Annotated in this window: 9 protein-coding genes and 1 pseudogene; 5 read left to right on the top strand and 5 right to left on the bottom strand. The window is 39.4% G+C overall.

From position 1 onward, the window contains the following. Positions 1-28: 28 nt before the first annotated feature. Positions 29-1,420 (bottom strand): L-seryl-tRNA(Sec) selenium transferase, encoded by a 1,392-nt coding sequence (gene selA / locus TI10_RS19345; protein ID WP_049584980.1) that lies wholly within the window; start codon positions 1,418-1,420, stop codon positions 29-31. Positions 1,421-1,441: 21 nt separating this feature from the next. Next, a complete protein-coding gene (fdhE, locus tag TI10_RS19340; RefSeq protein WP_049584979.1) occupies positions 1,442-2,371 on the bottom strand; it encodes a formate dehydrogenase accessory protein FdhE in 930 nt (309 codons plus the stop codon). A gap of 527 nt (positions 2,372-2,898) precedes the next feature. On the opposite strand from fdhE, the pseudogene TI10_RS26725 reads away from it, so the two are divergent. The 4 genes and pseudogenes from TI10_RS26725 (at position 2,899) to TI10_RS19320 (ending at position 8,208) form a co-directional block, all read left to right on the top strand. Further along, positions 2,899-3,851, top strand: a pseudogene (locus TI10_RS26725) (methyltransferase). Between the two features lie 433 nt (positions 3,852-4,284). Continuing rightward, positions 4,285-5,238: a methyltransferase gene (locus tag TI10_RS19330; RefSeq protein ID WP_049584978.1), complete on the top strand. Its 954-nt coding sequence runs from the start codon at positions 4,285-4,287 to the stop codon at positions 5,236-5,238. A 466-nt stretch (positions 5,239-5,704) separates the two neighbouring features. Beyond that, positions 5,705-6,658, top strand: a complete 954-nt coding sequence (locus TI10_RS19325; protein ID WP_049584977.1) for a methyltransferase — start codon at positions 5,705-5,707, stop codon at positions 6,656-6,658. 581 nt (positions 6,659-7,239) lie between these two features. Then, positions 7,240-8,208, top strand: a complete 969-nt coding sequence (locus TI10_RS19320) for a methyltransferase (protein ID WP_336431737.1) — start codon at positions 7,240-7,242, stop codon at positions 8,206-8,208. Between the two features lie 265 nt (positions 8,209-8,473). On the opposite strand, the gene fdoI is transcribed toward TI10_RS19320, so the two are convergent. Genes fdoI through fdnG form a run of 3 tightly spaced genes read right to left on the bottom strand, consistent with a single transcriptional unit; the run spans position 8,474 to position 13,100 of the window. Next, positions 8,474-9,115, bottom strand: coding sequence for a formate dehydrogenase cytochrome b556 subunit (gene fdoI / locus TI10_RS19315; protein ID WP_049584975.1), 642 nt, complete (start codon positions 9,113-9,115; stop codon positions 8,474-8,476). Further along, positions 9,112-10,041, bottom strand: coding sequence for a formate dehydrogenase subunit beta (fdxH, locus tag TI10_RS19310; RefSeq protein ID WP_049584974.1), 930 nt, complete (start codon positions 10,039-10,041; stop codon positions 9,112-9,114). The genes fdoI and fdxH overlap by 4 nt, the downstream gene beginning before the upstream one ends. An 11-nt stretch (positions 10,042-10,052) precedes the next feature. Continuing rightward, the gene (gene fdnG, locus TI10_RS19305; protein WP_139180543.1) at positions 10,053-13,100 is read right to left on the bottom strand and encodes a formate dehydrogenase-N subunit alpha; all 3,048 of its coding nucleotides are present in this window, start codon (positions 13,098-13,100) and stop codon (positions 10,053-10,055) included. A gap of 181 nt (positions 13,101-13,281) precedes the next feature. On the opposite strand from fdnG, the gene fdhD reads away from it, so the two are divergent. Next, entirely contained in the window at positions 13,282-14,112 is an 831-nt protein-coding gene (fdhD, locus tag TI10_RS19295) for a formate dehydrogenase accessory sulfurtransferase FdhD (RefSeq protein WP_049584971.1), read from the top strand. The last annotated feature ends 17 nt before the right edge of the window (positions 14,113-14,129 follow it).

Below are 14,129 nucleotides of genomic sequence, written 5' to 3'. Positions count from 1 at the left end.
TTTCGATAAATTATTGTATTTCGGAAAATTACAGCAATAGTGCCTGCAATAGCGCGTTTTCATCTTCGAGACAGCGTAAATCCAGCCACAAACGCCCGCCAGAAATACGGCCAAGAACGGGTTTGGCTAATTCACGCCAGCGCCGGGCCAACTGTTCCAACGAACTCCCCTGACCATCAATGGCGGCGAAAGTCAAAGCCCAACTCGGCAGACGATCAACCGGCAGTGAGCCACTGCCAATCTGTGAGTAACAGGATTCGTCACGAACAATAAACTGGTCGCCGTAACGCGCTTGAAGCTGAGGTAATAACCGTTGTGCCATATCATGCACTTGTTGTTGCGAACGAGTTAATAAACGTAACGTTGGTAACTGCTGGCAAAGTTGTTCGGGACGTTGATATAACCGCAATGTAGCTTCCAAAGCGGCCAGCGTCATCTTATCTGCCCGCAAAGCCCGTTTCAGCGGATGACGCTGGATGGCTTCTATCCAGCGCTTTTTGCCGAGAATAATGCCGGCTTGCGGTCCCCCCAGTAATTTATCACCAGAAAAAGTGACCAAATCGATGCCTTGATTCAGATAATTTTGAGGCATAGGCTCGGCTGGCAATCCATATTGCGCCATATCGATCATGGAACCACTGCCCAGATCAATGGCAGTAGGAATTTGTGATGCCATTCCCAGAGCCGCCAATTCACGGCCAGACACTTCCGCAGTGAATCCTTCAATATTGTAATTGCTGGTATGTACTTTCATGAGGAGAGCGGTCTCTTCATTAATCGCTTGCCGATAATCTTTCAGGTGAGTACGGTTTGTTGTGCCGACTTCAATCAATTGGCATCCTGCCTGAACCATCACATCAGGAATACGGAATGCGCCGCCAATTTCCACTAGTTCGCCACGAGAAACCACAACTTGCTTACCGGATGCCACGGTTGCCAGTAATAACAGCACGGCTGCTGCATTGTTATTAACGATACAGGCATCTTCCGCCCCGGTTAGTTCACGCAGTAAATTCGCTAAAGCGTAATCACGGTGTCCACGCCCGGCGTCATTGAGGGAATATTCCAATGTTACGGGTGAACGCATCACTTGTGTGACTGCCTCAATAGCCGATTCTGCCATTAATGCTCGACCAAGATTGGTATGAATCACCGTACCACTGAGATTGAAAACCGGCTTTAAAGCCAAAGTTTGTTTCTGTTCCAGTTGCTGACTAAGCGCCAAGGCCCAGTTATCACACCAATCAGGCAGTGCCTGATACTGCTTGATATAGATTCTGGCCTGCTCCTGCATTTCTCTTAATGTTACAGTTACCAGCGTCTGTCCATATTGTTCCACGAATAGTGTTATTTGTGGCTCACGCAATAGACGATCAATGGCGGGGAGCTGGCTGTACAACAGGCTCGGTTTATATGTCATGGCAATTCCGTCAACTCACTATTACTCATTTGGGAACAAAAACGGGTTGATGCTACTGCGGGCAAAACCTTCCTCTTCCATTTTGGCATCGAGGATCAGTGAAGCTAAATCATCAGCAATGGCCTCAACTTTCGGATCTTTCTCTTGATAGAGAATTTTCAAATAACTCCCACAATCGCCGCAACTTTCCGCTTTCACAGCGGCTTGTTCGCTATCCAATGACCAATAATTAAGATCGCGTGTCTGTTCGCAGTTACTGCATTTTACCCGTACTACATGCCATTCACTTTCACACAAACTACAATGCAGATAGCGCAGTCCGTTGGTTGTGCCAATCTGAACCACACTTGAGACGGGCATACTGTTGCAAACCGGGCAAAACTGACGATGTTCACCATATTCTGCCCTCGCTTTTCCTGGGATTTGATTTGCCATTTGTGCCCAATAGAGGGAGAGTGCCGCCCAGATAAAAAGTGCTTTTTCAGGGCTGACCTTACTGAATTCATTTTTCAACAGAGCATCGGCCATCTGTTCCAGCTCCTGTTCCGACGCCTTTGTTAGATTATCCAGAGCGGCATTAACATGTTCCGACGCATCTGGCAGTAATTCTGCTATCAGAGAGTGAAGCAATTTTTGCCAGTGTTCAGTACGTTGGAAGGTTTTGCAATCCAGAGGTGGTTTACCTTCAATGACAGATTTTTCTAAGATATCCGTTATCTCCATTTTCAATGGATTATCATGCAACGCTTTTTGCTGAGCTTGGGCAACTTGTGCTGAAAAGTTAAGATAATCAACGAACGGGCTCTCTTCCGCCAGTTGCTGCAAGCGCTCTGCCCGGCGTGGATAAAGGTTTCTCAGATTAGCGAAAAGCAATGGCGGGATATAATCTGCTGCTTTTTCATTGATACGATCTTTGCTTAGTTGTTCTTTAGGAACGATGCGAATACTCATTAAGTTCTATCTTCCTGCTATCTGCTTTGGGGGCTTTCAGGTTAATAATAATTCTTAAGCTTGTTCTTAGTGCTCAGCATAGATCAAAAGTGGTTTCTGAGCTACAGAGATAATACTGGAAATGATGTGGTCAATAATGACCAATATATTCATGAAATGATTGCGAATTTTTGCATAACCATTCATTCTTTGTGTAAATTTTTCTGAAAGAAAAATATTATTAAGAAATTTCTTTCAATTTAATGTTAAAAATCCCTAAGAAGAGTTAATTGTGATTTTTAACATTCCTTTCTATTATATTTAATATGGTCTAATGATTAATTGACTCACACCTAAAAGCATATAATTAAAGTGAATAATTAATTGTAAAAAGAGAGTTAAATTTTCATTGCTTCATAAGGAAAAGATAGCAAGGTTAATAATTACATTTTGGTTTAAATACGTTTCAAAAATATATAGTTAGTTATAGTGGTACTATCTATATTTTATATAATAACCTTATTTAAAAATACATAAAGGGTAATTCAATGCTAATCAATCTCATTACGTCATATAGAAAAACAGCCGCAATCTACACTTTTGTTGAAGCGGGTTTATCTATTCACTTTAAAAATGGAACCTATGTAGATATTAACAAACTTGCTGATCAATATGGTATTGATTATTCTAGACTTAATCGACTATGTGATTTCTTAACTGAAATAGGCGTATTGGTTAGCGGCAACGATGGGGTTGCACTTTCTGAGGAATGCAGCGCACTTGCTGATCCTGATAGTTTTGAATTCTTGACAATAAAATATGAAATCAATCGAGAACATTGGGATGCTTGGTTAATGTACCCAAAATCCTTACTGGAAAACAATGGTAAACCGGCATTTGATATGGCGCATGGAAAATCATTCTATGAGATTTGGGATAATGATAAAGTGCTAAAATCAAATTTTGACGCTTTAATGTCAAAATATACAAATAGAATAATTAAAGAACTGCTTGTTATTTATGATTTTAATAAATATAACAGAATATTGGATCTGGGGGGGGAGACGGAGAGCTTTTAATCAGAGTCAGTGAAAAATTCAAAGGAAAAGATTATGCTGTATTGGACAGATATAATGAAACTCCTATTTATGAGGGTATAGATTTCATAAATGGCGATTTTTTTGAGTCAATTCCGTCAGGTTATGATTTATATATTTTAAAGAATGTCCTCCATAACTGGCCTGATAATGATGCAATATCCCTTTTGAAGAATTGCCGAGAAATGATGGATGATAATGCAAACATCCTGGTAATAACCTTAATGAAAAAACAAAAATCCCCAATGGTTAAATCTGTCGATTTATTAATGGATATGCTATATTTAGGGAAAGAGCGTTATTTTAGTGAATTCGAACATCTAGCTAATCAGGCGGGACTCGTCGTTCGATCTTCTAAAGATATAGATGAAATGTTTTCACTTATCGAATTAGGGATAAAATAAATATATCCCATCGTTGGGAAATATTTATGTAAAATATATGGCATCAATATATTTGGTGCCAACTTTTATATTAATGAAATATATATAGAAAAATTACTCTCTGACAGTAAAAACGATTAATGATTATATTAAACAATTCTATTTTATTTTTGAAGTTTATGAGAAGAGTTAATTGTGATCTTTGTCATTCCTTTTTGTCTAATTTAATATAGTCTGGCAGTTAACAATTCTACTCCTAAAAATGCGTTATTAAAGTAAGTTGAACAATGTGAAAATAAGGAGAATTAAATCTTTATTATTTCAACAAGAAAAGGTAACAAAGCTAATAATCACATATTAGTTGTTGGAATACCCAATTAATTATCATGGTATTTCATGCATTTTAGATAAAATACTTCATCTTTTTATAAGATAAAGACATAAGGATAACTCAATGCTAGCCGAACTTATTACATCGTATAGAAAATCAGCCGCAATCTACGCTTTTGTTGATACAGGCTTATCTATTCACTTTAAAAATGGAGCTTATGTAGATATAGATGAACTTTCCCGTCAGTGTGGTATTGATTATTCCCGACTTGAGCGATTATGCGATTTCTTAATTGAAGTTGGGATATTGGTTAATCACGGCCATAAAGTCACCCTTTCTGAAGAATGCAGTGCACTTGCTGATCCTGAGAGTATGGAGTCATTAATTGTAAAATGGGAGCTGAGTCCAGATTGTTGGAATGCTTGGTCAATGTATTCAAGATCTTTACTTGAAAATGATGGAAAACCAGCATTTGAAATAATGCATGGAAAATCATTCTTTGAACATTTGGCTAGTCATAAATTACTCAAATCAAATTTTGATGCTTCAATGTCAAAAGGCTCAGATAAAATCATTGAAAAGCTACTTGATATTTATGATTTTAATCAATACAACAGAATATTAGATGTTGGAGGGGGTGAGGGAAATCTTCTGGTAAGAATCAGTGAGAAGGTAAAAGGAAAACATTACGCTGTATTAGATAGATATGATGAAATTCCTGTTTTGGATAATATATATTTTATGAATGGAGATTTTCTAAAATCAATTCCATCAGGTTATGATTTATATATCTTAAAGAATATTCTCCACGATTGGCCTGATGATAAAGCAGTATTAATTTTAGAAAATTTCCGTAAGGCAATGGATAATGGTTCAAAGATTTTATTGATAAATTATATGAAAAAACCACAATCTAAAGCAGCGATATATGTAGACATGTTAATGGATGCACTATTTTCAGGAAAAGAACGTTATTTGACGGAATTCGAACGTTTGGCTAACCAAGCAGGATTAGTTATTCAAGATGTTAAGGATATTGATGAATTATCTTCAATTATCCAATTGGGAATAAAATAACGTAAAGATAATTATATGGATATTGCTTCTCTGAAAGAATATGTAACAAGCATGGTGTCGAGATATTTGGCACCATGCTTGTTTTATATTAATAAAATATATAGATATTAAAATGGAGATCAAATTTATTCTCTGGGGGTGAAAATTATTTAAGTAGAAAAAAATAAATAGATTAAATCATTTTTTTTAAAATCCCTAAGAAGAGTTAATTGTAATCCTCATCATTTTTTTCTATTATATTTAATATAGTCTGATAAGGAATAATTTGAATCTCTAAAATGCATAGTCAAGGTAAGTTAATAATTTATAAAATAAGGAGAATAATATTTTTATTATATCACGAGAAAAGGTAATAAAGTTAATGATTACATTTTAGTTGTCAGAATACCTAATTAATTATCATGGTATTTCTGATTTTTAGATAAAATAATTCATTTTTTTATAATATAAATATAAAGGATAACCAATGCTAATTGAACTTATTGAATCATATAAAAAATCAATTGCCATTTATACTTTTGTTGATACAGGTTTGTCTGTTCGTTTTAAAAATGGAGCCTGTATGGATATCAATGAACTTGCTAGTCAATATGGTATTGACTATTCGCGACTTAATATATTATGTGATTTATTAATTGAAATCGGAGTATTGGTTAGCAGCAATGGTAAAGTTGCGCTTTCTGATGAATGCAGTGCGCTTGCCGATCCTGAAAGTATAGAATCGTTAATAATAAAGTGGGAATTTGACTCAGATTTCTGGAACGCTTGGTTAATGTATCCAAAATCCTTGCTTGAAAATAATGGTAAATCGGCATTTGAAATAGCGTATGGAAAACCATTCTTTGAACATTTGGATAGCAATAAATTGCTCAGATCAAAATTTGATTCTTTAATGTCAAGAGAATCGGATAGAATGATTGAAAATTTATTTGATATTTATGATTTTAGTCAACACGATAAAATATTAGATGTTGGAGGAGGTAAAGGGGATCTTCTGATAAAAATAAGTGAAAAGGTAAAAGGAAAACATTATGCTGTGTTAGATAGATATAATAAAATTCATGCTCACGAAAATATAGATTTTATAGATGGAGATTTTTTTGAATCAATTCCATCAGGTTACGATTTATATATCCTAAAGAATATTATTCATGATTGGTCTGATAGTGAATCAATACTCATCTTAGAAAATTGCCGCAAGGCAATGCATAATAATTCAACTATTATATTAATAACTTCAATGAAAAAACCACAATCTAATGCAATGAAATCTTTAGATATGATAATGGATATGACATCTTTAGGGAAAGAACGTAGCTTAACGGAATTTGAGTATTTAGCTAACCAGGCAGGGTTGATCATTCAAGATGTTAAAGATGTCAATGAATCATTTTCAATTATCCAACTAGGAGTAAGATAAATTATAGATAATAGGGAGCTTAACCAAATATAATGATATGGATATTGTATGTCTGATAAATCTATAATTAAGTATGGCATTAAAATATTTGATGCCATACTTTTATTTTGTATCAATAAAATGTTGAAATAGAATGTGAATTTAAATTTTATAATAATATTGGTTTAATGGCGAAAATAGTCAAATTAAGTTATATTTCCTGGTTTTATTTTCAAACATCCTGCAAAGAATTAATTGTGATCTTTATCATTTATTTTTATTGAATTTAATATAGTATAATAATTTACACTTGAAAATGGATAATCAAATTGATTTAACTACTTGGCAAGTATGGAGATGAAAATTCTAATTGTTTAATGAGGAAAAAGTAACAAAACTGATAATCACAATTTGGTGAAAATAATGTTGTTAAGATACCTAATCACTTGTCACGGTATTTCCACCGTTTTAGATAAAACATTTCATTTGGATTTCAAGTTGCTTCGCGACGGCAAGGGAGCGAATTCCCGGGAGCATAGTGGACTATGTGACTGGGGTGAGTGAGCGCAGCCAACAAAGAGGCAGCTTAAAAGATAACGGGTATGAAGGATAACGCTATGCTAATCGATCTTATTACATCGTGTAGAAAATCAACCGCAATTTATGCTTTTGTTGATATGGGTTTGTCTATTCACTTTAAAGATGGGGCTTGCGTAAATATCAGCGAACTTTCCCGTCAATATGGTCTTGATTATTCTCGCTTTAGCCGATTATGTGAGTATTTAGTCAAAATAGGGGTATTGGTTAACAGCAATGAGGGAGTTGCCCTTTCTGAGGAATGCAGTGCGCTTGCCGATCCTGAAAGTATGGAGTCATTAATGATGAGGTGCGAAGTTAGCCCAGAATACTGGAACGCTTGGGCTATGTATTCAAAATCATTATATGAGAATAATAGTAAAACGGCATTTGAAATAGCGCATGGAAAACCATTCTTTGAATATTTGGATAATCATGAATTGTTCAGATCAAATTTTGACTCTTTTATGTCAAAAAACTCGGATAAAATAATAGAGAGAATACTCGATATTTATGATTTTAATCAATACAACAGAATATTAGATGTTGGAGGGGGAGAAGGAAAACTTTTGATAAGAATGAATGAAAAAGTAAAAGGAAAGCATTACGCCGTTTTGGACAGATATAATGAAACTCCCGTTTTAGAAGATATTGAATTTATAAACGGAGATTTTTTTAAATCGGTTCCATCCGGTTATGATTTATATATTTTAAAAAATATTATCCATAATTGGTCTGATGATAATGCAGTATTAATTTTGCAGAGCTGCCGAAAAGCTATGGATGATAATGCAACGGTTTTGTTGATAAGCACAGTGAAAAAATTACGATTAGAAATAATTGATTCTACGGATATATTAATGGATGTACTATTATTAGGAAAAGAGCGCTATTTGAATGAATTAGAAGATTTAGCTGACCAAGCAGGATTTGTCGTTAAAGGTATTAAAGATATAAATGAGAAATATGCAATTATTGAGCTAGGGGTAAAATAAATTATAGATAATCATGGAGTTTCACAAAGATAATTATATGGATATTATTTCTCTGAAAGTAGATATAACAAATATGGCATCAAAATATCTGATGCCATATTTTTATCTTATATTATAAAAATATATTTATACCCGTTATCTTTCAAGTTGCCTCTTTGTTGGCTGCGCTCACTCACCCCGGTCACATAGTTATCTATGCTCCCGGGGATTCGCTCCCTTGCCGCCGCGATGCAAATCCATAGGGTATAGTTATATTCCAAACGCATTAACGTTTCTCTTCTTGTTGTTCCTGTTTCATCACTTCACGATACCAACGTGGGTGATGTTTCTTCGCCCAACCACGGGTTACCCAACCCTCAACCATTGCCCGGAAAGATCCTTTCACCCAGAATGCCGCATAAGCGTGAACCATAATTGTCAGGATTAAACCAATAGCTGACATTGAATGGATGAGAAGCGCAATTCGAATTATTGGAATAGAGAAAAGATCAGCAAAATAGGGGCGCCAAATAATAACACCACTGACAACGAGTAATATCAGGCAAATACTGATAGACCAATAGACCCCTTTCTGACCTAAGTTATATTGACCAATATCGCCCGCTTCTTCATTTTTTACAATCTTATGAATATTTTTCAGCCATACAATGTCATCTTTGTCGATAAAATTATGTTTAAAATATCTGAAAAACATAAAGATAAATAAAATAAACATCACGGAGCCAACAAATGGATGCAAAATCCGTGACAATTGGGGCGTACCGAAGATATTCATTAGCCAGTTAAAAGAGGGGAAAAAGAATCCTAATCCACTAATGGCGGTAAATAGAAAGCAGAGTACCACCGCCCAGTGGTTTATTCGCTCAACGGGTGAGTGACGGATAATAATATCTTTCTTACCTTTCATCGCGGTTCCTCCCCATTAGCTGACTTCGGCGAAGACTCTGCATCATGACGCGCATTTTCTTCGTCTTCTTCCGTTACCCGGTTCGGACCAATACCCACGTAATGGAAGAGGCTGGCAGCGAATGTGGCTGCAAATCCCACTGCGGCCAGCGGCTTCCAAATACCTTTCCAGAAGGTGATGGTCGGACTGATCGCGGGATTGTCCGGTAGGCCATGATATAGCTGTGGTTTGTTAGCATGGTGCAGTACATACATCACATGGGTACCACCAACACCGTCAGGATCGTACAGACCCGCATTCTCATAACCGCGGCCTTTCAATTCACTCACCCGTTCAGCCGCCAAATCCTTCATGGCTTTTTTACTGCCAAAATGGATTGCGCCAGTCGGACAAGTTTTCACACAGGCAGGCTCCTGACCGACGTTAACGCGGTCAACACACAGAGTGCATTTATATACCCGGTTATCTTCCTTGTTGAGTCGCGGTACATTGAATGGGCAACCCGCGATACAGTAGCCACAGCCGATACAATGTTCCGACTGGAAATCGACAATCCCATTTGCATACTGAATGATCGCTCCTTCTGCGGGACAAGCCTTCAAGCAACCCGGATCAGCACAGTGCATACAACCATCTTTACGGATCAGCCATTCCAGTTTGCCGTTCTCTTCAACTTCTGAGAAGCGCATTACGGTCCATGATTTAGCGGTTAAATCAGCCGGGTTATCATAAACGCCAACGTTATGACCGATCTCATCACGGATGTCGTTCCACTCAGAACAGGCCACTTGGCAAGCTTTACAACCGATACAGGTTGTCACATCGATCAGTTTCGCTACGCCCTCTTGGTCATCCCGCACCCGTGGCGCAGGAGTAAAAGAATTTGTGGCAGAGCGGCGAATGATGTCTTGAGTTTGCAATGACATAATTTTTCCCTTTACACTTTTTCCACATTAACCAGAAACGCTTTGAATTCAGGCGTTTGGGTGTTCGCATCACCAACAAATGGTGTCAATGTATTGGCAATAAAGCCCTTCTTCGCTGCTCCTTCAAAGCCCCAATGAATAGGAATACCGATAGTATCCACTTCACGACCGTGTACATTCAGGGTACGAATACGTTTGGTGACAACTGCTTTCGCTTTGATGTAACCACGATTAGAGCTAACTTTGACGGTATCACCGTGCTTGATGCCTTTCTTTTCCGCCAGTTTTTCACCGATTTCCACAAATTGTTCTGGCTGGATAATCGAGTTCAACAATGCATGTTTTGTCCAATAGTGAAAATGTTCTGTCAAGCGGTAAGTCGTTCCTACATAAGGGAATTTATCTGCCTTACCCATCGCTTCAAAGTCGCTCTTGAACACGCGGGCAGCCGGGTTGGATATCACATTTGGATGCAACGGATTAGTCCCCAAGGGTGTTTCAAAGGGTTCATAGTGTTCAGGGAATGGCCCTTCCGCCATCTTATCAATAGCGAACAGACGAGCCATACCTTCCGGTTGCATGATAAATGGACCAACATCCGTTTCCGGCGCCGCCACGCTGTAATCGGCAGTATCAACGCCACCCCACTTAATACCATCCCACGTCAGTAACTGACGTTTCGCATCCCAAGGTTTGCCCCGAGGATCAGCCGATGCGCGATTGTACAAAATACGACGATTTAACGGCCAGGCCCATGCCCAACCTAGCGTATTACCTAATCCTGACGGATCAGAGTTATCACGACGAGCCATTTGGTTACCTTCCGGCGTCCAGCTTCCAGCAAATATCCAGCAACCGCTGGCGGTAGTGCCATCATCACGTAGCTGTGCGAAAGAGGTTAATTGCTGGCCTTGTTTCACTATAACGTTGCCATCAGCATCAATCAGATCAACCAATGCTCGGCCGTTACTCTCCTGAGCTACCTCTTCCGATGTAGGGCTGTCCGGGTTGAAATAATCCCAGGTCATGTTCAGCACCGGTTCTGGCGATGCGCCGCCTTCAATGCGGTACATATCCCGCATGCGTTTGAAGATACCGGAAAGGATCTCGCCATCACCGATAGCTTCTCCCGGCGCATCCGCACCTTTCCAGTGCCATTGCAACCAGCGACCAGAGTTAACAATCGAACCATTTTCCTCGGCAAAGCAGCAACACGGCAGGCGGAAAACTTCTGTCTGAATTTTGGATGAATCGACGTCGTTGAATTCACCGTGGTTCTGCCAGAAAGTTGAAGTTTCAGTATTAAGCGGATCGATAGTGATCAGGAATTTCAGTTTCGACAGGGCATCAACGACTTTGTTTTTATTCGGAAAAGAAGCTACCGGGTTAAAGCCTTGGCAAATATAGCCATTGACTTCACCTTTCGACATCATGTCAAAAAATTGCAGAACATCATAACCCTTGTCCCACTTTGGCAGCCAGTCAAAACCCCAGTCGTTATCTTTACGAGCGTTATTACCGTAGAAACTCTTCATCAGGCTGATAAAGAATTTTGGATAGTTACCCCAATAGTTAACCTGACCCGGTCGCATTGGTTTTGGCGTGTTTGCCTGGAGATAAGTTTGCAGATCAGCCTGCTTCTCTGAGGGAAGTGTCAGGTATCCCGGCAAGCTTTGCGACAATAACCCTAAATCAGTCAATCCCTGAATATTCGAGTGACCGCGCAATGCATTAACACCGCCGCCCGCCATACCCATGTTGCCCAACAGTAGCTGGATCATTGCCATAGTTCGGATGTTTTGTGCGCCAACTGAGTGTTGAGTCCAACCCAGTGCGTACAGGAAAGAAGCGGTCTTATCCTTAACACAAGTTTCTGCAATATATTCACAGACTTTCAGGAAATCTTCTTTTGGCGTACCGCAAATATTACTGACGACATCGGGCGTATAACGGCTAACATGCGCTTTTAACAGGTTCCATACACAACGTGGGTGCTTAAGGGTGATATCACGTTGAGCAAAGCCATTTTCATCCAGCGCATAGTTCCAACTGGTTTTGTCGTATTGCCGTTTTTCTGCATCGTAACCACTGAACAGACCATCATCGAACGAGTAATCTTCACGCACGATCAGGCTGGCGTTAGTGTACGCCTCAACATATTCATGATTTATCTTATCGTTGGTCAGCAGGTATAAAATCACACCTGATAAGAAGGCGATATCAGTACCTGAACGGATTGGGGTATAGAAATCCGCGACAGATGCTGTACGGGTAAAACGTGGATCAATCACGATTAACTTAGCGTTATTGTGGATTTTCGCTTCCATTGCCCAACGGAATCCCACAGGGTGCGCTTCGGCAGCGTTACCCCCCATAACGACGATCAGATTCGCGTTCTTAATATCAACCCAATGGTTGGTCATCGCACCGCGACCAAATGTTGGAGCAAGACTTGCTACCGTTGGTCCGTGTCAGACACGTGCTTGGTTGTCTACGGCAAGCATGCCGAGAGCGCGACTAAACTTTTGTGATAGATAACCTGTTTCGTTGCTGGAAGCAGATGCGCACAGCATACCCGTCGTCAGCCAGCGATTGACTGTCACACCTTCTTGGTTGGTTTTAATGAAATTGGCATCACGGTCTGCTTTCATTAAGTTAGCAATGCGATCAAATGCCTCATCCCAAGTAATACGTTGCCATTTGTCGGAACCCGCTGCCCGATATTCTGGATATTTCAGGCGGCTTTCGCTATGAATAAAATCAATCAAGCCAGCTCCTTTGGGGCAAAGCGCGCCGCGGTTTACTGGATGATCAGGATCGCCTTCAATATGGAAAATAGTTGCTTTCGCATTTTTTGCGCCGTCGCCAAGGCTGTACATCAACAGTCCACAACCGACAGAGCAGTATGTACAGGTATTTCGGGTTTCACGTGAGCGCAACAATTTATAGTTACGCGTTTGTGCAAGGGCTGCGGTTGGCGCAAAGCCCAACGCTGCTACCGTCGTACCTGCCATACCGCCAGCGCAGATCTTAAAGAACTGCCTTCTGCTGACTTGCATGGGAATCTCCTCACTCACATTGTCTCAAACAGTATCCATTCCATCATGGGAAAAATTTCAAATGCGTTCTTTCTTATTAAAACCACTTTCCGTAGCGGGATCAGATTTATTGCCTGACAAATAGTATAGACTCTTTTTTCCACACAATTATTGTGTCGTAACACTATTAGGAATTCATCTAATGTATAACGAAAAATCAGGGAAGTTGTTACCATTTGGTGTGATTGAGGGGGTAAAAAGAACGAACGTGCAACAAAAACACCATTCCGATATATTAAAAGCTGATTGGATTGCAGAAGAAGTTCCTGTTGCTTTAGTTTACAACGGGATTTCCCATGTCGTAATGATGGCAAGTCCTAAAGATCTCGAATATTTCGCTATTGGGTTTTCGCTCTCCGAAGGCATCATTGAATCTCAACACGAGATTCGCGGCATTGATATTATTCCTAATTGTAACGGCGGCATTGAGTTGCAAATAGAACTTTCTAGCCGTCGTTTTGCTGGTTTGCAGGAACGCAGACGTCATCTGGCTGGACGAACAGGCTGTGGCATCTGCGGTACGGAACAACTTTCTGATATTTTTCGCCCGATTCCGCCGCTGCCTTTCACTCAAACTTTTTCATTAAACCATCTTGATTATGCTCTCTCTCAACTGACTAACGTCCAAGATATTGGCGCATTGACAGGTTGCACTCATGCCGCAAGTTGGATCAATCCAGAAGGTAAATTATTGGGAGGATGTGAGGATATAGGTCGTCATGTTGCACTGGATAAAATGTTAGGCATGAAGGCAAAAACAGGCTGGCAGCAAGGTGCTGCTATGGTATCCAGCCGTGCTAGTTATGAAATGGTACAAAAATCAGCCATCTGTGGCGTTGAAATTTTGTTTGCTGTTTCAGCAGCTACTTCGTTGGCTGTAGAAATCGCTGACCGATGTCATTTAACCTTGGTTGGTTTTTGTAAACCCGGTAAAGCGACGATTTATACCCATGCTGAGAGATTAATAAGTTAGGTAAGTCAAAAATATGC

The sequence above is a fragment of the Photorhabdus luminescens subsp. luminescens genome (assembly GCF_001083805.1).
Classification (GTDB): Bacteria; Pseudomonadota; Gammaproteobacteria; order Enterobacterales; family Enterobacteriaceae; genus Photorhabdus; species Photorhabdus luminescens.
Note: the sequence above shows the minus strand (reverse complement) of the source record. Positions and strands in the feature narration are given on the sequence as shown.

Coding starts and splice junctions, on each gene's coding strand:
- selA (WP_049584980.1), bottom strand. CDS start 1,420: ATGACATATAAACCGAGCCTGTTGTACAGCCAGCTCCCCGCCATTGAT.
- TI10_RS19325 (WP_049584977.1), top strand. CDS start 5,705: ATGCTAATTGAACTTATTGAATCATATAAAAAATCAATTGCCATTTAT.
- fdhE (WP_049584979.1), bottom strand. CDS start 2,371: ATGAGTATTCGCATCGTTCCTAAAGAACAACTAAGCAAAGATCGTATC.
- TI10_RS19320 (WP_336431737.1), top strand. CDS start 7,240: ATGAAGGATAACGCTATGCTAATCGATCTTATTACATCGTGTAGAAAA.
- fdhD (WP_049584971.1), top strand. CDS start 13,282: ATGTATAACGAAAAATCAGGGAAGTTGTTACCATTTGGTGTGATTGAG.
- fdxH (WP_049584974.1), bottom strand. CDS start 10,041: ATGTCATTGCAAACTCAAGACATCATTCGCCGCTCTGCCACAAATTCT.
- fdoI (WP_049584975.1), bottom strand. CDS start 9,115: ATGAAAGGTAAGAAAGATATTATTATCCGTCACTCACCCGTTGAGCGA.
- TI10_RS19330 (WP_049584978.1), top strand. CDS start 4,285: ATGCTAGCCGAACTTATTACATCGTATAGAAAATCAGCCGCAATCTAC.